At 58.8% G+C, this 22,300-nt stretch carries 20 protein-coding genes; 13 read left to right on the top strand and 7 right to left on the bottom strand.

From position 1 onward, the window contains the following. Positions 1–94 precede the first annotated feature (94 nt). From ABVR31_RS05825 to ABVR31_RS05815, 3 genes are all read right to left on the bottom strand, one after another. Positions 95–997, bottom strand: a complete 903-nt coding sequence (locus ABVR31_RS05825; RefSeq protein WP_222951764.1) for a Dyp-type peroxidase — start codon at positions 995–997, stop codon at positions 95–97. 98 nt (positions 998–1,095) lie between these two features. Continuing rightward, positions 1,096–1,716, bottom strand: a complete 621-nt coding sequence (locus ABVR31_RS05820; protein ID WP_058770813.1) for an RpoE-regulated lipoprotein — start codon at positions 1,714–1,716, stop codon at positions 1,096–1,098. Between the two features lie 113 nt (positions 1,717–1,829). Beyond that, a complete protein-coding gene (locus ABVR31_RS05815) occupies positions 1,830–2,255 on the bottom strand; it encodes a GNAT family acetyltransferase (protein ID WP_021508071.1) in 426 nt (141 codons plus the stop codon). Between the two features lie 209 nt (positions 2,256–2,464). Between ABVR31_RS05815 and amiA the strand changes: the two genes are divergently transcribed. Next, entirely contained in the window at positions 2,465–3,322 is an 858-nt protein-coding gene (gene amiA / locus ABVR31_RS05810) for an N-acetylmuramoyl-L-alanine amidase AmiA (protein WP_021508070.1), read from the top strand. A 47-nt stretch (positions 3,323–3,369) separates the two neighbouring features. Continuing rightward, positions 3,370–4,290: an oxygen-dependent coproporphyrinogen oxidase gene (gene hemF / locus ABVR31_RS05805; RefSeq protein ID WP_215800772.1), complete on the top strand. Its 921-nt coding sequence runs from the start codon at positions 3,370–3,372 to the stop codon at positions 4,288–4,290. Positions 4,291–4,361: 71 nt separating this feature from the next. Here hemF and maeB read toward each other — a convergent pair whose 3' ends face one another. Then, the gene (gene maeB, locus ABVR31_RS05800; protein ID WP_372772073.1) at positions 4,362–6,641 is read right to left on the bottom strand and encodes an NADP-dependent oxaloacetate-decarboxylating malate dehydrogenase; all 2,280 of its coding nucleotides are present in this window, start codon (positions 6,639–6,641) and stop codon (positions 4,362–4,364) included. A 352-nt stretch (positions 6,642–6,993) separates the two neighbouring features. Between maeB and tal the strand changes: the two genes are divergently transcribed. The 3 genes from tal (at position 6,994) to ampH (ending at position 11,337) form a co-directional block, all read left to right on the top strand. Next, entirely contained in the window at positions 6,994–7,944 is a 951-nt protein-coding gene (tal, locus tag ABVR31_RS05795; RefSeq protein ID WP_021508067.1) for a transaldolase, read from the top strand. Between the two features lie 69 nt (positions 7,945–8,013). After that, on the top strand, positions 8,014–10,023 hold the full coding sequence (tkt, locus tag ABVR31_RS05790; protein WP_031279807.1) for a transketolase: 2,010 nt from the start codon (positions 8,014–8,016) through the stop codon (positions 10,021–10,023). Between the two features lie 144 nt (positions 10,024–10,167). After that, a complete protein-coding gene (gene ampH / locus ABVR31_RS05785) occupies positions 10,168–11,337 on the top strand; it encodes a D-alanyl-D-alanine-carboxypeptidase/endopeptidase AmpH (protein ID WP_372772070.1) in 1,170 nt (389 codons plus the stop codon). Positions 11,338–11,502: 165 nt separating this feature from the next. Here ampH and ABVR31_RS05780 read toward each other — a convergent pair whose 3' ends face one another. Together ABVR31_RS05780 and ABVR31_RS05775 are read right to left on the bottom strand one after the other, a co-directional pair. Next, positions 11,503–12,429, bottom strand: a complete 927-nt coding sequence (locus ABVR31_RS05780; RefSeq protein ID WP_288422187.1) for a DUF1176 domain-containing protein — start codon at positions 12,427–12,429, stop codon at positions 11,503–11,505. After that, positions 12,404–12,808, bottom strand: coding sequence for a hypothetical protein (locus tag ABVR31_RS05775; protein WP_238561673.1), 405 nt, complete (start codon positions 12,806–12,808; stop codon positions 12,404–12,406). The genes ABVR31_RS05780 and ABVR31_RS05775 overlap by 26 nt, the downstream gene beginning before the upstream one ends. A 236-nt stretch (positions 12,809–13,044) precedes the next feature. On the opposite strand from ABVR31_RS05775, the gene ABVR31_RS05770 reads away from it, so the two are divergent. Genes ABVR31_RS05770 through rbsK form a run of 8 tightly spaced genes read left to right on the top strand, consistent with a single transcriptional unit; the run spans position 13,045 to position 20,983 of the window. Continuing rightward, positions 13,045–13,875, top strand: coding sequence for a DeoR/GlpR family DNA-binding transcription regulator (locus ABVR31_RS05770; RefSeq protein ID WP_021508063.1), 831 nt, complete (start codon positions 13,045–13,047; stop codon positions 13,873–13,875). Between the two features lie 12 nt (positions 13,876–13,887). Beyond that, on the top strand, positions 13,888–14,871 hold the full coding sequence (locus ABVR31_RS05765; RefSeq protein WP_058758342.1) for a substrate-binding domain-containing protein: 984 nt from the start codon (positions 13,888–13,890) through the stop codon (positions 14,869–14,871). A 1-nt stretch (position 14,872) separates the two neighbouring features. Continuing rightward, entirely contained in the window at positions 14,873–16,378 is a 1,506-nt protein-coding gene (locus ABVR31_RS05760; protein ID WP_288422190.1) for a sugar ABC transporter ATP-binding protein, read from the top strand. Next, positions 16,371–17,360 carry an ABC transporter permease gene (locus ABVR31_RS05755; protein WP_372772067.1) on the top strand — a complete coding sequence of 330 codons (990 nt, stop codon included), beginning with the start codon at positions 16,371–16,373 and terminating at the stop codon, positions 17,358–17,360. Before ABVR31_RS05760 ends, ABVR31_RS05755 begins: the two co-directional genes overlap by 8 nt. Positions 17,361–17,377: 17 nt before the next feature. Then, positions 17,378–18,427, top strand: coding sequence for an ABC transporter permease (locus ABVR31_RS05750; RefSeq protein ID WP_021508059.1), 1,050 nt, complete (start codon positions 17,378–17,380; stop codon positions 18,425–18,427). Beyond that, positions 18,427–19,119 carry a D-allulose 6-phosphate 3-epimerase gene (alsE, locus tag ABVR31_RS05745; protein WP_031279804.1) on the top strand — a complete coding sequence of 231 codons (693 nt, stop codon included), beginning with the start codon at positions 18,427–18,429 and terminating at the stop codon, positions 19,117–19,119. Before ABVR31_RS05750 ends, alsE begins: the two co-directional genes overlap by 1 nt. Then, a complete protein-coding gene (alsK, locus tag ABVR31_RS05740) occupies positions 19,116–20,012 on the top strand; it encodes an allose kinase (protein ID WP_372772065.1) in 897 nt (298 codons plus the stop codon). Before alsE ends, alsK begins: the two co-directional genes overlap by 4 nt. Further along, entirely contained in the window at positions 20,009–20,983 is a 975-nt protein-coding gene (rbsK, locus tag ABVR31_RS05735; RefSeq protein ID WP_288422195.1) for a ribokinase, read from the top strand. Before alsK ends, rbsK begins: the two co-directional genes overlap by 4 nt. A gap of 71 nt (positions 20,984–21,054) precedes the next feature. Here the strand turns inward: rbsK and nudK are convergent, their stop codons facing one another. Then, positions 21,055–21,633 (bottom strand): GDP-mannose pyrophosphatase NudK, encoded by a 579-nt coding sequence (gene nudK / locus ABVR31_RS05730; protein ID WP_058781763.1) that lies wholly within the window; start codon positions 21,631–21,633, stop codon positions 21,055–21,057. Between the last annotated feature and the right edge of the window lie 667 nt (positions 21,634–22,300).

Here is a 22,300-nt window from a genome sequence, read left to right as displayed (position 1 = left end):
CCAGCGGCAGAGTTTATGCGCAGGGCGGGATTAACTGAGCCGCGTCAAGCGGGGATGTGGTGCGCACGGCGGCGCACCGGTAAAACGCGATGGATTAACGTGACAGCGCCTGCAGCGCCGTCAGCGAAGGGGCAAAGAAGTAGCTGCCGCTCACCGGTTTGGTGAACCGTAACATGGCATCCATCATGCCGTCGCGCTCGCCAAACATGCTCAGCAGCTGCTGCTCGATGTTATACAGGCGATGACAGTACGAAATAAAATAGAGACCGTGGCGACCACTGGCGGTGCCGTACGGCAGGCTCTGGCGCAGAATCTTCAGGCCTTTGCCCGCTTCTTTCAAATCCACGCGACTCAGGTGCGACGTCGCCGGCCGCTGATCGTCCGGCAGCTCTTCATTGTCCTGTTTGGTGCGGCCAATAATCGCTTCCTGCTTATCAATCGCCAGCCGGTTGAACTGCGGCAGGTTGTGCTCCCAGCGCTGGGTAAACACATAGCTGCCGCCGGCATCCGCGCCATCAGCAATGATCGCCACCTGCTGGCGCGCCTCGCCCTGCGGGTTTTCGGTGCCATCAACAAAACCGGAAAGATCGCGATCTTCGACCCAGCGGAAACCGTGCGTCTCTTCTTCAATGGCGACCGCGCCGGCGAACGCCGTCAGCGCCGCCTGCGCCAGCGAAAAGTTCACGTCGTGACGCAGCGACTGAATATGGATCAACAGATCGCGCTGGGTCGCCGGTGCCGCACCTTTGCCGAGCGGCGTGAAAGCTTTGAGTTCGGGAGCTGAGTCGGTGCCCTGCAGATCGCGCCACAGCGCATCACCAAAGGCGATGACCGCACCAAGACCGGCGTCCGGGAATTGCTGCTGCAGCGCAGCCAGCTGCTGCAGAAAGGCGTGGCAACCCTGACGCAGCGCAGCGAGGTCTCCGGTGGCGCGGGCTTCCAGCCAAATGGCGAAACGGCGGTGCTCCAGCAGGATCCCGCTCTGAAACTGAGACATGACAATGCTCTCCGGCATAAAAGTTAACGGCGTTTTTTCGCCGGTATCATACCGGAAAGCCCTGCGCAGAAGATGCGTTAACGCAATTTTTTCGCTGGTTAACGCTGCCAGACGATCTTACTGATTTTCCAGCTTTTTAACGTATCATCTGACGGCATCAGCCCGGTCGGACCGTGCCACTCGCCGCTGTAGATATAGGCGATATGCTGACTACCCGGCGCGCGGCACTCAACATCGCGCACATCCAGCCCGGCAACCATTTTGCAGTTATCAAACGCTTTGCTGAATTTATCGCTGAACGCATCACCGATTTTACTGCCGTCGGCGCTGCGCGCGTCGCTATCGAGCACTTCAATGCGCTCGACGCTGCGCTGGCCATTGATCACCAGCTTAACCTTACCGTCATCCAGCGCCTGCCAGAAATCCACCACCTGCCCGTTCTGCGTGCGCATGCCCTGACGCAGCTGATAATCATTGTTCAGCGCGGCGCTAATGGCGGACTCAGACATTGCCGTGTTGCTGTTCAGCCCGGCGACGCCCTGCTCGGTGACGGTGAGCGAACTGCCAAACCAGCTGAACGGATTGAGCGCCGACCAGTGATAGCTGAGCGGATTGTACCAGTGACTTTCGCTGGTGCTGGCAGAGGAAGAGGAACCGGAACTGGCGCAACCGGCCAGCACCAGGGCGCTGACCAGCAGGGCGGGACGAACAACTTTCATGCAAACTCCTTTCTTTTGTGCCGACTGGCGTGCCTGTTGGAGTCGCAAACCGGCAAAAAGTTTATTCGCTGTGCTGCATGGCGGGCAGAAACCCGGCCGCGCGACGCGTGGAATCAGTATTCACGGTCTTCAATCAGGCGTTTGCCCAGCAGCAGCGAGTCGACCGGCTCGTAATCCAGCTTCTCGTAGAAAGCCACCACCTGATCGTTCTCTTCGCGCACCATCAGGTGGATTTTCGGGCAGCCGCGCGCAATCAGCTTTTTCTCCAGCCTGTTCATCAGCGCATTGGCAAATCCCCGGCCCTGATAATCAGGATGCACCGCCAGATAGTAGGCGGAGCCGCGATGACCATCGTAGCCGCCCATCAGCGTGCCCACGACCTCGCCGCCTACTTCAGCCACCAGAAACAGCTCCGGGTCATGGTTCATTTTGCGTTCGATGTCGAGTTCCGGATCGTTCCACGGCCGTAACAGATCGCAACGCTCCCAGAGCGTAATGACTTCTTCAAAATCTTCCTGGCGGAAGGAGCGGATTTCCATCGGCGTTACCCTGCAATGAGGCACAATTCGCTGATTATCACGCATTCTTTGCCAGGCGCAACCCTCGCAGGGCGCAACGGCTGAAAAAAACGGCTAAATAGCGATTCGCGGCCTGAAATACAAAGTAATGTCCTGAAATGGTTCGGCAGTCGCCGCCGGACGGCGCTTAAGCTATAACACGGGACAGGTTTACTCTCAGGGACATGTTAATGAACAAGATTTCACTGTTGCGGCGCCTGACCAATCGCCGCCAGCTGATCCTCTCCGGCCTGGCGCTGGCGGTGCTGTCGCCGCGCGCGGTCCAGGCGCAGGAAACGCGCGCGGCAGTGCCCGTCAGCGCACGTCATACGCCGCCGAAACCGGCCACCAGCGGCAAGCGCATTGTGATGATCGATCCCGGTCACGGCGGCATTGATTCTGGCGCGGTGGGTCAGGAAGGCTCAGAAGAGAAGCACATCGTACTGGAGATCGCCAACACCGTGCGTACGCTGCTGCAGAACCACCCGAAGGTGGAAGTGCGGCTGACGCGCGACAGCGACCACTTTATTCCGCTTTATCAGCGCGTGGAGATTGCGCACCAGCACGGCGCCAACCTGTTTATGTCGATTCACGCCGACGGCTACACCAGCCCGGAAGCCAACGGTGCATCGGTGTTTGCCCTCTCCAATCGCGGTGCCAGCAGCGCCATGGCGCGCTATATGTCGCAGCGCGAAAACGACGCCGATAAAGTGGGCGGCGCGGCAGTGCAGGAAAAAGATAATTACCTTAACCAGATCCTGTTCGACCTGGTGCAGACCGATACCATCCGCAACAGCCTGACGCTGGGTAAACACGTGCTGGACCAGATTCGCCCGGTGCATCACCTGCACAGCCAGCACACCGAGCAGGCGGCGTTCGCGGTGCTAAAATCCCCGTCGATCCCGTCGGTGCTGGTGGAAACCTCGTTTATCACCAACCCGCGTGAAGAACAGCTGTTGGGCACCACGGCGTTTCGCCAGAAAATTGCCCGGGCGATTGCCGACGGTATCGTCAATTACTTTGATGAGTACGATCGTCGCCAGGCCTGATAGCGTTTTGTGCTAGAATCGCGGCAAATTTTTGCAATGAGTGAGCCATGAGCAATCCCGATATTTCGCGCGTCAAAGCCTATCTGCTGGCGCTGCAGGATGACATTTGCGCCGGTCTGGCGGCGGAAGACGGCAGCGCCAGCTTTGCCGAAGACACCTGGCAACGCCCCGGCGGCGGCGGCGGACGCAGCCGCGTGCTGCGTAATGGCAAGGTGTTCGAGCAGGCTGGGGTTAATTTCTCCCATGTGTATGGCGAGCAGATGCCCGCGTCAGCCACCGCGCACCGCCCGGAGCTGGCAGGTCGCAGCTTCGAAGCGATGGGCGTGTCGCTGGTGGTACATCCGGAAAATCCGTATGTGCCAACCAGCCACGCCAACGTGCGCTTTTTCATTGCTGAAAAGCCGGGCGCCGATCCGGTCTGGTGGTTTGGTGGCGGTTTCGATCTCACTCCTTATTACGGTTTCACAGAAGATGCCCGGCACTGGCATCAGACCGCGTTCGATCTGTGCCAGCCGTTTGGCGACGACGTCTATGCGCGCTACAAAAAGTGGTGTGACGACTACTTCTTCCTGAAACACCGCAACGAGCAGCGCGGCATTGGCGGCCTGTTTTTTGATGATTTGAATACGCCGGATTTTGACCACTGTTTTGATTTCATGCAGGCGGTCGGCAACGGTTTCATGCAAGCCTATCAGCCGATTGTAGCGAAGCGCAAAGAGCTGGCGTGGGGCGAGCGCGAGCGTCAGTTCCAGCTTTACCGCCGGGGCCGCTACGTTGAGTTCAATCTGGTGTGGGATCGCGGCACGCTGTTCGGTTTGCAGACCGGCGGTCGCACCGAATCGATTCTGATGTCGATGCCGCCGCTGGTGCGCTGGGAATATGATTATCAACCCGCCGACGACTCCCCGGAAGCCGCGCTGACCCGCGATTTCCTGCCGGTGCAGGACTGGCTGGGGCTGGAAAAATAAGCCAGGTGCGCATTCATGCGCACCCTGCGGAATAACCCGATAAAACGCGCCCCGTGGGGTCGCCCTGCCGGTCACAACGGCTCGGTCTGCGCCTCCACCACCGCCAGCGCCACCATGTTAACAATACGTCGCACCGAGGCGATGCGCGTCAGCACATGCACCGGCTTGCGGATGCCCATCAGTACCGGCCCCACCGTCACCCCTTCCGAACAGGACACGCGCAGCAGGTTGTAGCTGATGCGTGCGGCCTCAACGTTCGGCATGATCAGCAGATTGGCGGTACCTTTCAGCGGGCTGTCCGGCATCAGCTCGCGACGAATACTCTCCACCAGCGCTGCATCGCCGTGCATCTCGCCGTCAATTTCCAGCTCCGGCGCTCGCTGCTGAATCAGCGCCAGCGCCTCGCGCATCTTCCGCGCGCCGGGAGCGTTCGAAGTGCCGAAACTGGAGTGCGACAGCAGCGCCACGCGCGGTTCGATGCCGAAACGCCGCACGGTTTCTGCCGCCAGCAGCGTGATATCCGCCAGCTGCTCAGCGCTGGGATCCTCATTCACATAGGTATCGGCGATAAACGTGTTGCCGCTCGGCAGCAGCAGTGCGTTCATCGCCCCGGCGACCTTGACGTCATCGCGTAAGCCAAACACCTTCTCCACCACATCGTAATGTTCACGGTAGTCGCCGATGGTACCGCAAATCATCGCGTCCGCTTCGCCGCGATGCACCATGATGGCGCCGATCAGCGTGGGATTGCCAATCACCGCGCGCTGGGCGGTTTCCGGCGTGACGCCGCGCCGCTTCATCAGCTGATAATATTCATTCCAGTACTCCTTAAAGCGCGGGTCGGACTCGTTGTTCACGATCTCAAAATCACGCCCGGCCTCGATTTTCAGCCCCTGCTTCTGCAAACGCATGGCAATCACGTTGGGACGACCAATCAGGATCGGCTTCGCCAGCCCGAGCGACACCAGCTCCTGAGTGGCGTGCAGCACCCGCACCTCTTCGCCTTCCGCCAGCACCACGCGCTGCGGCGCTTTGCGCGCCTGCGAGAAGATCGGCTTCATGAACAGATTGGTTTTATACACGAACTCGGTGAGCTGCTCGCGGTAGGCGTCAAAGTCAGCAATCGGTCGCGTCGCCACGCCGGAATCCATCGCTGCTCTGGCGACGGCCGGGGCTATCTGCACAATCAAACGCGGATCGAACGGTTTGGGAATCAGGTATTCCGGGCCAAAGCTCAGATCCTGATCGTCGTAAGCGGACGCTACCACGTCGCTCTGTTCCGCCTGCGCCAGAGCGGCAATCGCATGTACCGCCGCCAGCTTCATCTCTTTGTTGATGGCGGTGGCACCCACGTCCAGCGCGCCGCGGAAGATGAACGGGAAGCACAGCACGTTATTCACCTGATTGGGGAAATCCGAGCGCCCGGTGCAGATAATCGCATCCGGCCGCACCTGCTTCGCCAGCGGCGGCATAATCTCCGGCTCCGGATTGGCCAGCGCCAGAATCAGCGGATTTGGTGCCATCTTCTGCACCATCTCTGGCGTCAGCGCTTTCGGACCGGAGCAGCCGAGAAAAATATCCGCGCCGCCAATTACCTCATCCAGCGTGCGCGCCCCGCTATCTTCCACGGCATAGGCGGCTTTGGTCGGCGTCATGTCCGCTTCGCGATCGCGGTAAATCACCCCTTTTGAATCACACACCACGATATTTTTCTGCTGCATGCCAAGCGCCACCAGCAGATTGAGGCAGGCAATGGCTGACGCGCCGGCGCCCGACACCACCAGCCGCACGTCGGCAATCGCCTTATTCACGATGCTCAGGCCGTTAAGCACTGCCGCGGTACAGATGATGGCGGTGCCGTGCTGATCGTCATGAAACACCGGAATCTGCATGCGCTGCCGCAGCTGCTGCTCAATGTAAAAACACTCCGGCGCTTTAATGTCCTCAAGGTTGATGCCGCCGAACGTCGGTTCCAGCGCGGCGATCACCTCAATCAGCTTATCCGGGTCGTGCTCGTCGATTTCGATGTCGAACACATCAATGCCGGCAAACTTTTTGAACAGCACGCCCTTGCCTTCCATCACTGGCTTGCCGGCCAGCGCGCCAATATTACCGAGCCCCAGCACCGCCGTGCCGTTGGAGATCACCGCCACCAGATTGCCGCGCGCGGTGTATTTGTGCGCGGCCAGCGGATCGGCGGCAATTTCCAGACAGGGTGCCGCCACACCGGGCGAATAGGCCAGTGCCAGATCGCGCTGCGTCGCCAGCGGCTTAGTGGGTGACACCTGAATTTTTCCGGGGGTGGGATATTGGTGAAAATCGAGCGCGCTTTGCTTCAGTTGATCGTCCATCAGACATCCTTTTGCACGGCTGAAAAGCCCTCAGTATAAGAACGCGCGGCGCAAAAGATGGTGAAGGCGCTCAAAGAACGCACAGTCGCCAGGGCACGGATTGCCACGGCTTCGCCTGCGGCTTTGGGACAGCCTGCTATGCTTAAGGGTGGCAAAACGCTGAGCTGAACCGATCAGGCAGGCCTGACTATCAGAAACGCGCCCCGACGTCACAATCAGAGAAAACGCATTTTCTTCATCCGGCGTCTGTTGCACTGTGTGGAACCTCCCTTCCCCGATAAGGGCGCACCTAAGACGATGACTGCCCAGGTGCCTGTTTTGCCCACATTATTGCTAATCAAGGAGTTAAGCGATGAACCAGCTAGATGCATTAAAACAGTTCACCACCGTGGTGGCGGACAGCGGCGATATCGAATCCATTCGCCATTACCATCCGGAAGATGCCACCACTAACCCATCCCTGATCCTCAAAGCTGCCGGCCTCGACGCTTACAAACACCTGATTGATGACGCCATTGAGTACGCGAAAAAACAGGGCGGCAGCAAAGAGACGCAAATCATCAACGCCAGCGATAAAGTGGCGATCAACCTCGGTATGGAAATTCTGAAAAGCGTACCGGGCCGTGTTTCGACCGAAGTGGATGCGCGCCTCTCTTTCGATCGTGGCATGTGTGTGACCAAAGCGGAGAAGCTGGTCCGCCTGTATGAAGAGAACGGCATCGACCGCTCACGTATTCTGATCAAACTGGCGTCCACCTGGGAAGGCATCAAAGCGGCGGAAGAGCTGGAGAAGAACGGCATCAACTGTAACCTGACGCTGCTGTTCTCCTTCGCCCAGGCGCGCGCCTGTGCCGAAGCCGGCGTATTCCTGATTTCGCCATTTGTCGGCCGAATCTACGACTGGTACAACACGCGCAAACCGCTCGACCCGTATGTGGTCGACGAAGACCCGGGCGTTAAATCGGTGCGTCGTATTTACGACTACTACAAAAAGCACCGTTACAACACCGTCATCATGGGTGCCAGCTTCCGTAAAGTGGAGCAGATTGTGGCGCTGGCCGGCTGCGATCGCCTGACCATCTCCCCGAACCTGCTGGAAGAGCTGGCCAATAGCGAAGCACCGGTGGAGCGCAAACTGGAGCCATCAACCGAGGGCTTCCACCAGCCGGCACCGCTCTCCGAAGCGGAGTTCCGCTGGGAGCATAACCAGGATGCGATGGCCGTGGAGAAACTGTCCGACGGTATCCGCCAGTTTGCCGTCGACCAGCAGAAGCTGGAAGACGTGCTGGCCGCCCGCCTGTAATCCTGAACTCACCTTCTGCCGGACGGGTTGCGGCCCGTCCGCTTTTGCCCAATTACAAGGGAGAACCCTATGTCTTCACGCAGAGAGTTGGCTAACGCGATCCGCGCCCTGAGCATGGATGCGGTACAGAAAGCAAATTCCGGCCACCCAGGTATGCCGATGGGCATGGCTGATATCGCCGAAGTGCTGTGGCGCGACTTCCTGAAGCACAACCCGACCAACCCGGCCTGGGCGGATCGCGATCGCTTCATTCTGTCTAACGGGCATGGCTCGATGCTGCTGTACAGCCTGCTGCATCTCACCGGCTATGATCTGCCGCTGGAAGAGCTGAAAAACTTCCGCCAGCTGCACTCAAAAACGCCGGGCCACCCGGAAATTGGCTATACGCCGGGCGTTGAAACCACCACCGGCCCGCTCGGCCAGGGGCTGGCCAACGCCGTCGGTCTGGCGATTGCCGAGCGCACGCTGGCGGCCCAGTTCAACCAGCCGGGCCACGATATCGTCGACCACTTTACCTATGTATTTATGGGCGACGGCTGTCTGATGGAAGGCATCTCGCACGAAGTCTGTTCGCTGGCCGGCACGCTGGGCCTCGGCAAACTGATTGGCTTCTACGATCACAACGGTATCTCCATCGACGGCGAAACCGAAGGCTGGTTTACCGACGACACCCACAAGCGCTTTGAAGCTTATAACTGGCACGTGGTGGGCAGCGCCGAAGGCATCGACGGCCACGATCCGGACGCCATCGCGGCGGCCATCAAAGAAGCGCAAAGCGTCACCGACAAGCCTTCGCTGATCATCTGCCGCACGGTAATCGGCTTTGGCTCGCCAAACAAAGCCGGCAAAGAGGAGTCGCACGGGGCCGCGCTGGGCGAAGAGGAAGTGGCGCTGACGCGTAAACAGCTCGGCTGGAATTACGGTCCGTTTGAGATCCCGCAGGATATTTATCAGCAGTGGGATGCCAGAGAAGCCGGGGCCGCGCAGGAGAAATCCTGGGAAGAGAAGTTCACGGCTTATCAGCAGGCGCATCCGCAGCTGGCGGACGAATTCAGCCGCCGCCTGAAGGGCGAAATGCCGGCTGACTGGGAAAACAAAACCAGCCAGTTCATTCGCGATCTGCAGGCTAACCCGCAGAAGATCGCCAGCCGCAAAGCCTCACAGAACACGCTGGAAGCCTTCGGTAAACTGCTGCCGGAGTTCCTCGGCGGTTCCGCCGACCTCGCGCCCAGCAACCTCACCATCTGGTCCGGTTCGAAGCCGATCAAAGAGGATCACGCCGGTAACTACATTCATTACGGCGTACGCGAATTTGGCATGACGGCGATTGCCAACGGTATCGCGCATCACGGTGGTTTTGTGCCTTATACTGCCACCTTCCTGATGTTCGTCGAATACGCGCGTAACGCAGCGCGCATGGCCGCCCTGATGAAAGCGCGCCAGATTATGGTCTACACCCACGACTCAATTGGTCTGGGCGAAGATGGCCCGACGCACCAGCCGGTTGAACAGCTGGCCAGCCTGCGCGTGACGCCAAACTTCAGCACCTGGCGACCGTGCGATCAGGTCGAGACCGCCGTGGCGTGGAAAGCGGCGATTGAGCGCCATCACGGTCCGACCGCGCTGATTCTGTCGCGTCAGAACCTGCTGCAGCCGGAGCGCAGCGCGCAACAGGTAGAGAACATCGCGCGCGGTGGCTACATCCTCAAGGATTGTGACGGCACGCCGGACGTCATCCTGATTGCCACCGGTTCCGAAGTGGAGATCACGCTGGGCGCCGAAGCGAAACTCAGCGCCGACGGCCACAAGGTGCGAGTGGTGTCGCTGCCGAGCACTGACGTGTTTGATAAACAGGACGTGGCCTATCGTGAATCGGTGCTGCCTTCCACCGTGCGCGCGCGCGTGGCGGTTGAAGCCGGTATCGCCGACTACTGGTACAAATACGTCGGCATCGACGGCAAAATTGTCGGCATGACCACCTTCGGCGAATCGGCGCCAGCCGGCAAGCTGTTCCCGGCCTTTGGCTTTACCGTCGAGAACGTGGTGAGCCACGCCGAATCGCTGCTTAAGCCTGCCTGAGTGTCTGGCCCTTTCCCGCTACCGGGAGAGGGCCGTTTTATTTCACAGCCTGATACAGAAAAAAATCCGCCCCGCCCCCTTCCCGCTTTGCGCAAACTGATTACTATAGGTTTTCCTCCGATTCCTATAGCGGACGCTTTCCCGTTGAAAAAACGTACTCCTTTTTTACTGGCCTTAATGGTTGCCGTGCTGCCCTTTACCAGCGCGGCGCAGGTATCGCCCGATCCGCTGCTGGCCTCGCAGATTGTTGATCGCTATGCCGAGCATATTTTCTATGGCAGCGGTGCAACCGGCATGGCGCTGGTGGCAATTGACGGTAACCAGCGCGTGTTCGCCAGCTTTGGCGAAACCCGTCCCGGCAATAATGTGCGCCCACAGCAGGACTCACTGATCCGTATCGCCTCGCTGAGCAAACTGATGACCAGCGAAGTGATGGTGAAGATGGCCGAGCGCGGCCAGATTCGCCTTGACGATACGCTGAGCAAATACGCGCCGCCGGGTGCCCGCGTACCGACTTACAACGGCCAGCCGATTCGGCTGATCAATCTCGCCACCCACACCAGCAGCCTGCCGCGCGAGCAGCCGGGCGGCAAACCGCATCGTCCGGTGTTTGTCTGGCCAACCAAAGCGGATCGCTGGCAGTGGCTGCGCGGTGCACAGCTAAAAGCCGCGCCGGGCACGCAGGCGGCTTACTCCAACCTCGCCTTCGATCTGCTGGGCGACGCGCTGGCTAAAGCCGCCGGTATGCCTTATCCGGCCCTGCTGCAGCAGCTGGTAACGCGTCCGCTCGGCATGAAGGACACCACCTTCACGCCATCACCGGACCAGTGTCAGCGCCTGATGATCGCCGAAAAAGGGGCCAGCCCGTGCAATAACACGCTGGCAGCCATCGGCAGCGGCGGCGTGTACTCCACGCCGGACGATATGGGACGCTGGATGCAGCAGTTCCTCAACTCGGCGGTGAATCACCGCACGCCACAAATCGATCGGCTGCAAACGCTGATTTATCGCCGCGACCAGCTGACTAAAGTGGAAGGCATGGACGTGCCAGGACGCGCCGACGCGCTGGGCATGGGCTGGGTTTACATGGCACCGAAGGCGGGCCATCCGGGCATCATTCAGAAAACCGGCGGCGGCGGCGGCTTCATCACCTACATGGCGATGGTGCCACAGCACAACGTCGGCGTATTTGTGGTCGTAACGCGCTCGCCGCTGACCCGCTTCACCCCGATGAGCGATGGCGTCAACAACATGCTGGCTGAGCTGGTGGGCAACCAGACGGGCTCACCGATGATGATCGGCAATATTCGCTAAGTCTTTGGCAAGCAGCCCGCTTGCCTTCCACCACGCGAACGCTCCCCTAAATCATTCGTGCTGCAGGAAGGCGGCAACTGAATGAATCCCCGGGAGCTTACATCAGTAAGTGACCGGGGTGAAAGAAGGCGGCCAACGCCCCTGCAGTGCGAAGGATGACGGGGATTACTGAGTCACCCAGAGGGTGGGCCAGTCATCACTACTATGCCAGGCGTCACAGGTCTTTTCTTCCGCATACTCCGCCAGCACGAAAGCATTACCATTAAACTGCCAGCGTGTGGCCACACCGCAGTCGCCTAAACCGCGCCCTTTACTGAAGGTATACAGCTGGCCGTTACTGGCATCGAACTCGGCGTTCACCAGCTCCAGCTGATTATCAGTGCGCGACGGCGGGGTAAACGGCAGGTTGAGCGTGATGCCGCGCGACACATACGGCTGGCTGCGCGTGACTTCAAACGCCAGATCGATCACGTTGTAGGCCCCGGTTTCGCAGCTTATCAGCAGCAGCGCTTTGCTGTCGGTGAGTGGCGCAACGCTGACTTCCCGCCGCAGCGGATCGAGCGAGCAGTTATCGGTATTGACACGCCAGGTTCCGTAATCGATCAGGCCGGTGGTTTCCTGCTGCGTCAGCGGCGCGGGTGCGGGCATTGGTGCCGGCAGCTGTGGAATTGAGGGCGGCGGTGGCACATCCCACTGCACGCGATCACCGCGCTTTACCCAGGCGCTGGCACCGTTAACCCGCCCCTGTACGTCATCCATCAGCAGCAGCGCCGCTTTCATACCGCGCAGCGGAATACTGGCGCTGGCTTTATAGGTGAGCTGTAAATTGCTGGCATCCAGCGTCTGGGCGAGAAATTCGTCGATGGCGATGGCGTTGCTGGTGGCCAGATGATGCGGCTCCACCGTCCAGTGTTTGAGGTCCGGATTGAGGCGGCGCTGGTCGAGCAGCAGGTTGTCTTTAAGCGCCGCGCCCGGCAATGCACCGCTGTAGGCGCTGCCGTAATCAATGCGCAGCAGCGGCCGATCGTTGACCCCGGCGTGACGCGAAATCGTCATCACCAGGCCATTATCGCCAGGAAAACTGCGTGCCACGCAGAACGCCGCGTTGTTGCAGGTGATCTGCCAGTCGGAAAACGACTTTTGCAGCGGCTCGGCCTGTACGCTGGCGATCAGCAGAAAGGGCAATAAAAGCAGCGACTTCATCCAATACGACATGAAAAAAAACGATCCCCGATTCCTTGAAAGAAAATGATAGCGCAATGCATGCGCGGTCATCAGGCCGAAACTGTGAAGTGGCCTGAAAAGCGAAGTTAACTGCTGAAAAAGCCGTCGCCTTATGAGCGATCTGGGTGGAATAGCGCAACAGCTCCATCATCCGGTGCGGCTGATTTCTGCTCAATCGGATTCGTCGGACAATTTTTACCCCCTTCACAAAACGGTCAAATACACACAAACGGTCATAAGCGGTCATGCTATGGTGCTGGCAGAGCGTTAACGCTGTGCACGGCCTCTCTCATTCCCTCGCGTAATAACGCGCATTTATGTGAATGCGATCACTCAAATTTGAAATAAAGAGATCTCATTTACATAAAAAATTCAATGAAAATCACCTTAATGTCGCCGGGCCAGTTGGTCGCTGCGGACTCGTGCCCAGCCCACATTTTCACATTCCGGCATCCAGTAATTTATAGCCATCGGAGGGAAGTCATGTTGCCGATTGAAAGACAGCAGCGAATTATTGACGAGCTTAATTTAAATGGTCGGGTCATTGTCGCTGAATTAGTCACGCTGTGTCAGGTTTCGCAGGAAACCATTCGCCGTGATTTAACGCAGCTGGAGAAACGTGGCGTATTACAGCGCAGTCACGGTGGTGCAGTACCAGCCAAACGACAGGCCGCCAACATTCAGGGAAATACACGCGGTATTAACGAGTATGAATTATCTTTTCGCCAGCGCATGAATGAAAACGTCGAGGCCAAGATGGCGATAGCCAAACGGGCACTCGATTTTATCAGCCCCGGTGATTGTTTATTACTCGACAGTAGTACCACCTGCTGGTATCTGGCACGACAGCTACCGGATATTGAATTAACGGTGTTAACCAATTCTATCAGAATCGTCCAGACCCTTGCAGCGCGCGGCAGTATCCGCACCATCTGCCTGGGTGGAGAATATTCTGACCGTTATGAAGATTTCCACGGCGTCGTCGCAGAGCAGCCGCTACGGGAATTTCAGATCAATAAGATCTTTTTTTCCTGCAGCAGTTTGGGCAATGACGGTTATTTACGCGAAGGTAACGAAAACAACGCACATTTAAAACAGCAAATGTTGTTAGCGGCAGAAAGAAAACATCTGCTGCTGGACGGCAGTAAATTTCTGCGCCCCTCATTCGCGCGTATTTGTCATTACCGCGATGTGGATTTTCTCATCACTGACCAATTAAAAGACAAAGAGCTGGAACAAGAACTGGCGTGGAACGGCGTCAATATTATTGATTGCTCGCAACGCAGCCATTCGATGCAGCTAATAAAAAATTAATCCGGAGTCTTTATGAAAAAACATCTTATCGCCTGTTCTCTGCTTGCCCTGTTTGCCGCCGCTGGCGCGCAGGCCGCTGACAAAATCCGCATGGGCATCGTGGTAAAAATTGGCGGTATTCCGTGGTTCAACGCCATGGAAGCGGGCATCAAAAGTGAAGCGGCAAAACGCGGCATCGACGCGTGGATGGTCGGGCCAACCGCCGCTGACCCGGCGCTGCAGGTGCGCGCGATTGAAGATTTGATTGCGCAGAAGGTCGATATCATCGGCGTGGTGCCAAACGACCCGAAAGTGCTTGAGCCAGTGCTGAAGCGCGCGCGGGAAGCCGGGATCATGGTGATTACTCACGAATCGCCCGGCCAGAAAGACGCCAACTGGGATTTCGAGCTGGTCGATGCGCCGACCCACGGCATCAACCATATGAAAGCGCTGGCAAAATGCATGCATGAAGAAGGCAAATACGCCATGTATGTCGGCAGCCTGACGGTGCCACTGCATCAGGAGTGGACCGACGCCGCGCTCAACTACCAGAAACAGCACTATCCGAAGATGCAGCTGGTGACCGACAAGTTCGGCGTCGGCGAATCGCTGGATGACTCCATCCGCACCACCAACGAGCTGATGTCTAAATACCCGGATCTGAAAGGCATTATGGCCTTTGGTTCTCAGGGACCGATTGGCGCCGGCCGCGCGGTCATGAACCGCAACAAGATCGATCAGGTGTGCGTCATCGGCGCCTTCAGCCCGGGCCAGGGCGCGTCGCTGGTACAGCGCGGTGCCATCAAGGGCGGTTATATCTGGAATCCGCAGACCGCCGGTGAAGTATTTGTGCGTATCGCCGACATGATGGAGAAAAAAGAGCCGATCACCGACGGCATGACCATTGAAGGGCTGGGCAAAGTGAAGGTGGATGAGGCGACGCACACCATTCTCGGTAACAACACCGAAAGTCTCGATAAAGAGAACCTGCCAAAACTGGTGAAAATGGGGCTGTAACATGCAAGAGGTCACTCCACAGACGCTGATTGCGCTCGACAACCTGTCGAAAACATTTGGTGGCAACCGCGCACTGAGCGATATCTCGCTGACCCTGCTGGCCGGCGAAGTGCACTGTCTCGCTGGCACCAACGGCTGTGGCAAGAGCACCTTAATTAAAGTCATTTCCGGGGTGCACGCCCCGGACAGTGGCAGCCGCATCACCCTCGGCGACGCCCAGAGTTTCCCGCGTCTGACCACCCGTCAGGCGCGCGACTTCGGTATCCAGGTGATTTACCAGGATCTGTCGCTGTTCCCCAATTTGAGCGTGGCGGAGAACATCGCCTTTGAGCATAACCTCAATGGGTTGCTCGGCTGGCACCGTCAGGCCCGGCTGCGTGACACCGCGCGCGGCATTATTGATGAGCTGAAGTTTGACCTTGATCTGAATGAGAAAGTTGCCGCGCTGTCGATTGCCCAGCGCCAGCAGGTGGCGATTTGCCGCGCGCTGGTGGCCGATGCACGACTGGTGATCATGGACGAACCCACCGCGTCGCTGACGCGTACCGAGGTCAATCAGCTGCTGCGTACCGTGCGCTATCTGAAAGACAAAAACATCTGCGTGGTGTTTGTCAGTCACCGGCTGGATGAAGTGCTGGAGATTTCGGATCGCGTGACGGTGATCCGCGACGGCCGCAAGATGGGCTGCTGGCCAGCCAGAGAGATGACGCCGCATCACCTGACCGAACTGATGACCGGCCTGAAGCTCGACTACCAGTTAAAAGCGCCAACGCGCAACGCCGATCGGGCGATTCTCGAGGTGGAGAAGCTGACGCGCGCCGGTCAGTATCATGACGTCAATTTCAAACTCTACGCCGGTGAAGTGCTGGGCCTGTGCGGCCTGCTCGGCTCCGGCCGCACCGAACTGGCGCTGTCGCTGTTTGGCATGACCAAACCGGACAGCGGCAAAATCTGGCTCGACAGCAAGCCGGTGCGTTTTCGCGGGCACGAAGACGCCATCAAAGCCGGCATCGGCTACGTTTCGGAAGATCGTCTGACGCTCGGCCTGGTGCAGCAGCAGTCGGTGGCCGACAACATGGTGCTGCCGATCCTTGATAAGCTGCAAAACCGTTTCCACCTGATCGACGAATACCGCAAGAACAAGCTGATCCTGCAGTGGATTCAGCAGCTCGGCGTGCGCGTGGCCGATCCCAACCTGGCGATCTCTACCCTGTCCGGCGGCAACCAGCAAAAAATCGTGCTGGCGAAATGGGTGCTGACCCAGCCGCGCATTCTGATCCTCGACTCGCCGACCGTCGGCGTGGATGTCGGCGCCAAGGCCAGCATCTATCAGCTGATCCACGAGCTGGCGAAAGAGGGACTGTCGATCATCCTGATTTCCGACGAAGTGCCGGAGGTCTGGTACAACTGCGACCGCATTCTGCACTTCCGCGACGGCACCATCCATGCCGAATACCAACCCGATACCGTGGCGCAGGAACAGCTGGCGGAGGTGATTAATGCCTGATTTCTCTCGTTTACGTCCGCACTCCAGCCAGGGCTGGCTCGCCTGGGTGCTGCTGGCTTTCATGGTGTTCTTCTCGCTGGCCAGCGATCAGTTCCTGACGGTGCAGAACCTGCTGGATCTGGCGGAAAGCTATGCCGTTACCGGCATTTTCGCCCTCGGCCTGTTTGTGGTGCTGGTGACCGGCGGTATCGATATCTCCTTCGCCGCCGTGGCGTCAGTGGTGCAATACCTGATCGCCTCGCTGTTTGTGCAGTTCCAGTTTGATAACGCGCTGCTCAGCATTCTGCTGGCTATCGTCTGCGGCACGCTGTTTGGCGTGATCAACGCCCTGCTGATCACCTCGCTGCGCGTGGTGTCGATCATCATCACCATCAGCATGCAGTCGCTGCTGTTTGGTCTGCTGATGTGGGTTACCGGCGGCAAAAGCCTCTACTCACTGCCGGACTGGTGGATCACCCTGCGCAGCGTGCTGCCGTTTAGCGTACAGGGCAACAGTTTTCAGATTGGCTTACCGCTGGCGATCATGCTGGTGATTGCCGCCCTCACCGCGCTGCTGCTCAACAAAACCAATCTGGGCCGTCAGCTGTATGCGGTGGGCGGCGATGCGGAATCGGCGCGGCGCATTGGCATCCGCGTGGGATTGATTCACGTGTTTGCCTACGGCTGGCTCGGGGCGATGGCGGCGATTGGCGGGCTGGTGCAGGTGTACCGCATGGGTGAAGTAGTGCCGAGCGCGCTGGTCGGCGGTGAGCTGGATGTGCTGGCTGCGACGGTGCTGGGCGGTGCCAGCCTGATGGGCGGCAAAGGCACGGTCAGCGGCACGCTGATGGGCGTATTCCTGATCGCCATCCTGAAAAACGGCCTCAATCTGATCGGCGTCTCCAACTACTTCATGAACATTGTGGTCGGCGGCACGATTATGGTGGCGATTGCCGTCACCCACTACAAAAAACGTAAAGAAACCGACGTCAGTTTCGTCTGACGGGAGGAGCCATCATCATGAAATCTCTCTCTGCGCTGCGGCCGGACGGCACCAACATCGGCCTGATGCTGTTGATTGCGCTGGCGCTGGCCACCTTCAGCGTCATGCTGCCAGGCCGCTTTCTCACCGACTCGACCTTTATGAGCATGGCGTTTCAGCTGCCGGAGCTCGGCCTGTTAACGCTGGCGATGTTTATCGCCATCCTTAGCGGCGGCCTGAACCTCGCCATCATCGCCACCGCTAACCTGACCGCGCTGTTCATCGCCTGGACCCTGATGAGCGCCCTGCCGGCTGATGCCGGTACCGGTCAGCAGCTGCTGTGGCTGTTTATCGCTATCGTCGGCGCGATGGTGATTGCCGCCGTGATTGGCGTGATCACCGGCGTGATGGTAACGCGCATCGGCGCACACCCGATTCTGGTGACGCTGGCCACCATGATGACGCTCAACGGCATCGGCATCTGGCTGACCAAAGGTGCGGCGGTGAGCGGTATGCCGCCGGTGGTGCAGTCGCTCGGCTCAGACACGCTGCTGGGCATGCCGCTGCCGCTGTGGGTATTCCTGGTTGCCGCCGCGCTGCTGGCGCTGTTCCTCGGCAAAACCCGCGCCGGCAAATGCATCTACATGGGCGGCAGCAACATCAACGCCACCTGGTTCAGCGGCATCAATACCCACCGTATGGTGATGCTGGTGTACGTCATCTCCAGTCTGCTGTGCGTGCTGGCCGGTCTGATCATGATGGCGCGCTTTAACTCGGCGCGCATGGGTTACGGCGATGCCTACCTGCTGCTGACCGTGCTGGCCATCATTCTCGGCGGCACCGATCCCAACGGCGGTTTTGGCCGCGTGACCGGCGTGGTGCTGGCGCTGATTGCGCTGCAGGTGCTCTCCACCGGCTTCAACCTGATGAACATCAGCCAGCACGTCAGCCTGGCGATGTGGGGTGCCGTGCTGGTGGTGGTGCTGGCCTTCAAACAACTCAAAGCACGCTTTAACGATCACCGTGCCGTCAGGCTCAGCAAACTGGCCGCGGCGCTTAATCCTCTGACCGAAAAAAAGGAAGTATGATGCGTATTCAAGTCTCCCCGTCGTTGATGTGTATGAATCTGATGGAGATCAAGCACCAGCTGGCCGTGCTGGACTCCCGCGCTGACTTCCTGCATATCGACATCATGGACGGTCACTACGTTAAAAACATCACCCTGTCGCCGTTCTTTATTGAGCAGATCCGCCCGCATACCCAGGTGGCGATCGATGTGCATCTGATGGTGGAAGAGCCGACCGACTTTATTGAAGCGGTGGCCAACGCCGGCGCCGATTACATTTGCCCGCATGCTGAAACCATCAATCGTGATGCGTTCCGCGTTATCAATCTGATTCGCAGCTACGGCAAAAAAGTGGGCGTGGTGCTCAACCCGGCCACGCCGGTCTCCTTTATCCATCATTACATTCATCTGCTGGATAAAATCACCGTGATGACGGTGGATCCTGGCTATGCCGGTCAGCCGTTTATTCCGGAGATGGTGCAGAAGGTGCAGGAGCTGAAGGCGCTGAAACAGGCGCACGGCCACCGCTACCTGATTGAGATTGACGGTTCCTGTAATACGCGCACCTACAACACGCTGGTCGGTGCCGGTGCCGAAGTGCTGATTGTTGGCACCTCCGGCCTGTTTAACATTCACGAAGATCTCGCCACCGCGTGGAACATGATGCGTGAGAGCATTGATGAAGCGCAGGGCCTGGCGCAGGTGTCGGCATGACAACACGCTGGCTCGGTATCGACATTGGCGGCACCGGCACTCGTCTGCAGTTGATGGAGTCAGGCCGCATCTGGAGCAGCTTTCGTAAAGTGCCCACCGCCAGCTGGGCGCAACAGCCCGATGCGCTGGCCGCACTCGGGCAGCTGATTGCGGAAACGCTGGAGCAGCAGCCAGTCAGCGGTGTGATGCTCGGCCTGCCGGGTATTCTCAGCCGCGATCGCCAGCAGGTGATTTCCCTGCCGTTCATTCAGGCGCTCGATCATCAGTCGGTAGCGGCGCTGCTGAGTGAACGACTGGGCGTGCCGGTGGCGATGGATAAAGACGTTAACCATCTGATGCTGTGGGATTTAATGCAGCTGGAGCAGCTGCCGGAAAATGCGGTAGGTCTGTATCCTGGCACCGGCATGGGCAACAGCCTGTGGATCAACGGCCGCTTCTACCATGGTCAGCATGGCGGAGCTGGTGAACTCGGCCACGTGCCGGTGGCCGGTAACGCGCTGCCCTGCCCGTGCGGCAACCACGGCTGCGCGGAAACCGTGACCTCCGGCCACTGGTTGAGCCACTGGGCGCAGGCCAATGCGGCGCAAACGCCGATGTCGGCGCTGTTTACCCATCATGGTTCTGACCCGGCGCTGCAGGCGTTTGTGCAGCGGCTGGCACAGCTGATCGCCACCGAGATGAACATTCTCGATCCGGAGTACCTGATTCTGGGCGGCGGCGTGCTGGCGATGGCAGATTTCCCGCTGGCGCAGCTGCGCAGCCAGATTCAGCAGCATTTACGGCCGCCGGCCACGCGGGATGGTTTGAAAATCATCTTCAGTCAATCCACCGATCACACCGGCTGTCGCGGCGCCTGCCTGGCCGCAGAACGGCTGTTCAGGAGCGCGCAATGAAAGGAAAAGTGTGTGTGTTTGGCTCGTTCAACCTCGACGTGGTCGCGGTGATGAACCGTTTCCCTCTGCCGGGCGAATCGCTCACGGCGCACAACAGCATGATGGGGCCCGGCGGCAAAGGAGCCAACCAGGCCACCGCCGCGCTGCGCGCCGGGGCGCGCGTGCACTATATCGGCAAGGTGGGTAATGACGATTTTGGCACGTTTGCCCGCCGCCATCTGGAGAAGACCGGTTTCGATGCCATTACGCTGTTCACCTGTAAAGAGAAACCCACCGGCAACGCGCTGATTTACGTGGCGGGCGATGATGCCGAGAACATGATATCGGTCTATCCCGGCGCAAATACCACCGTGACCGCGGCCGAAGTGGCGCGCTGTCAGCCCACCGTGGCTGCCGCCGATATTCTGCTGGTGCAGCTGGAGAACAACCTCAGCGCCATTCAGCGCATGATCGACAACGCGCGTGCCGGCGGCACGTTTGTCATTCTGAATCCGGCACCGTGGCAGAAAGTCAGCGATGCGCTGCTGGCTAAGGTGGATCTGTTAACGCCCAACAGCACCGAAGCGATGCAGCTGAGCGGGATAAAAGTGACCGATTTTGCCAGCGCGCAGCGCGCCGCCGAAGTGCTGCACCGTAAGGGCGCGCGTCAGGTGATTATTACGCTTGGCACCGCGGGCGCCCTGCTTTCCAGCGCGGAGCAGCAGCTGCGTATTCCGCTGTTTCCTGCCCAGCCGCTCGACACCACCGGTGCCGGCGACGCCTTCAACGGCGCACTGGCGGCGCGCCTGGCGTCCGGCGATGCGTTACCGCAGGCGGCGCTGTTTGCGGCGGCGTTTGCCTCGCTGTGCGTCGAGCGTTCCGGCGCGGCCAATTCCATGCCCTCCTACGCCGAAGCGCTGGCGCGCCTGCAGGCCCATCCGGAGTGTGAAGTGACGCCGTTAAATGCCCCGGAAATCACGCACATGGCATAGTGGCGCAATGCATTGCGCCCCGGCATCGGCATAGTCGGCATTCGTGCCGGCCCTGTGAATTACCGCCGCGGTTATGCCTGCAACCAGCCCATCAGCTGCGCATAGTGCAGTAACATAATGGTTTTGCCGTCGCGAATGCGCCCCTCTTTCACCATCGCCAGCGCCTGAGGAAACGGCAGCTCGAGTACGGTGATCTCTTCATCTTCCACGCCACCGCCGTCGTTAGCGCGCTGCGCATCGCTGTATTCAGCGGCGAAAAAGTGCAGCAATTCGGTCACGCCGCCCGGCGACATGTAGGCCTCAAACAGCTTTTCGACCTTACCAACCTGATAGCCGGTCTCTTCCACCGCTTCTTTACGGATGCAATCTTCCGGCGTGTCGTTATCCAGCAGCCCGGCGCAGGTTTCAATCAGCTCACCGCTGGTGTTGTCATTAACATAGGTCGCGATGCGGAACTGACGAATCAGCACCACGCTGTTTTTTTCACGGTTGTAGAGCAGGATGGTGGCGCCGTTGCCGCGATCGTAGACTTCACGTTTGTGACGTACCACGTCGCCGTTGCTGCGGGTGAGTTCGTAGGTGTAGTTGCGCAGAATGAAATAATTATCAGACAGCAACTTATCTTTGATGATGTTGATCTTTAACGACATAGCCGCTCCACTGCGTAGCTGAGGGAGCCTGAGATAATAGGCCGAAGCCGCGGGGAAAACTATCTGAATTGTGGAGCAGGTTGCCCGCGATGGCGTGAGGCTGTCAGTTGAGCATTACGCCTCTTCAACGCTCATGGCACGTGTCGTAGCGGCGCAATTCATTGCGCATCCGGGCAGCTGTGCAGTGATTAACTTAGCGCGATAAATCGCGCCGCTACAATGTGTGCAGGATGATGGTGCAGAAATAAAATGCCGCACGAATCGTAGCGGCGCAATTTATTGCGCATCCGGACAGCTGTGCAGTGATTAACTTAGCGCGATAAATCGCGCCACTACAATGTGTGCAGGATGATGGTGCAGAAATAAAAAGCCGCACGAATCGTAGCGGCGCAATTTATTGCGCATCCGGGCAGCTGTGCAGTGATTAACTTAGCGCGATAAATCGCGCCGCTACGATGTGTGCAGGATGATGGTGCAGAAATAAAATGCCGCACGAATCGTAGCGGCGCAATTTATTGCTCATCCGGGCAGCTGTGCAGTGATTAACTGAGCGCGATAAATCGCGCCGCTACAATGTGTGCAGGATGAAGGTGCAGAAATAAAATGCCGCACGAATCGTAGCGGCGCAATTTATTGCGCATCCGGGCAGCTGTGCAGTGATTAACTT

Origin of the sequence: Pantoea sp. WEP, from assembly GCF_041678305.1 — a bacterium.
Lineage (GTDB): Bacteria > Pseudomonadota > Gammaproteobacteria > Enterobacterales > Enterobacteriaceae > Pantoea > Pantoea dispersa.
The sequence above is the reverse complement of the archived record's forward strand: the minus strand, read 5'-3'. Positions and strand labels throughout refer to the sequence as shown.

Bases quoted from the DNA above. Each gene is read 5' to 3' on its own strand.
- ABVR31_RS05770 (WP_021508063.1), top strand. From the start codon at position 13,045: ATGTTGCCGATTGAAAGACAGCAGCGAATTATTGACGAGCTTAATTTA.
- alsK (WP_372772065.1), top strand. From the start codon at position 19,116: ATGACAACACGCTGGCTCGGTATCGACATTGGCGGCACCGGCACTCGT.
- ABVR31_RS05765 (WP_058758342.1), top strand. From the start codon at position 13,888: ATGAAAAAACATCTTATCGCCTGTTCTCTGCTTGCCCTGTTTGCCGCC.
- ABVR31_RS05825 (WP_222951764.1), bottom strand. From the start codon at position 997: ATGTCTCAGTTTCAGAGCGGGATCCTGCTGGAGCACCGCCGTTTCGCC.
- ABVR31_RS05775 (WP_238561673.1), bottom strand. From the start codon at position 12,808: ATGACCGCTTATGACCGTTTGTGTGTATTTGACCGTTTTGTGAAGGGG.
- rbsK (WP_288422195.1), top strand. From the start codon at position 20,009: ATGAAAGGAAAAGTGTGTGTGTTTGGCTCGTTCAACCTCGACGTGGTC.
- maeB (WP_372772073.1), bottom strand. From the start codon at position 6,641: ATGGACGATCAACTGAAGCAAAGCGCGCTCGATTTTCACCAATATCCC.
- amiA (WP_021508070.1), top strand. From the start codon at position 2,465: ATGAACAAGATTTCACTGTTGCGGCGCCTGACCAATCGCCGCCAGCTG.
- nudK (WP_058781763.1), bottom strand. From the start codon at position 21,633: ATGTCGTTAAAGATCAACATCATCAAAGATAAGTTGCTGTCTGATAAT.
- ABVR31_RS05760 (WP_288422190.1), top strand. From the start codon at position 14,873: ATGCAAGAGGTCACTCCACAGACGCTGATTGCGCTCGACAACCTGTCG.
- ABVR31_RS05820 (WP_058770813.1), bottom strand. From the start codon at position 1,716: ATGAAAGTTGTTCGTCCCGCCCTGCTGGTCAGCGCCCTGGTGCTGGCC.
- alsE (WP_031279804.1), top strand. From the start codon at position 18,427: ATGCGTATTCAAGTCTCCCCGTCGTTGATGTGTATGAATCTGATGGAG.
- hemF (WP_215800772.1), top strand. From the start codon at position 3,370: ATGAGCAATCCCGATATTTCGCGCGTCAAAGCCTATCTGCTGGCGCTG.
- tkt (WP_031279807.1), top strand. From the start codon at position 8,014: ATGTCTTCACGCAGAGAGTTGGCTAACGCGATCCGCGCCCTGAGCATG.
- ABVR31_RS05815 (WP_021508071.1), bottom strand. From the start codon at position 2,255: ATGGAAATCCGCTCCTTCCGCCAGGAAGATTTTGAAGAAGTCATTACG.
- ABVR31_RS05755 (WP_372772067.1), top strand. From the start codon at position 16,371: ATGCCTGATTTCTCTCGTTTACGTCCGCACTCCAGCCAGGGCTGGCTC.
- ABVR31_RS05750 (WP_021508059.1), top strand. From the start codon at position 17,378: ATGAAATCTCTCTCTGCGCTGCGGCCGGACGGCACCAACATCGGCCTG.
- tal (WP_021508067.1), top strand. From the start codon at position 6,994: ATGAACCAGCTAGATGCATTAAAACAGTTCACCACCGTGGTGGCGGAC.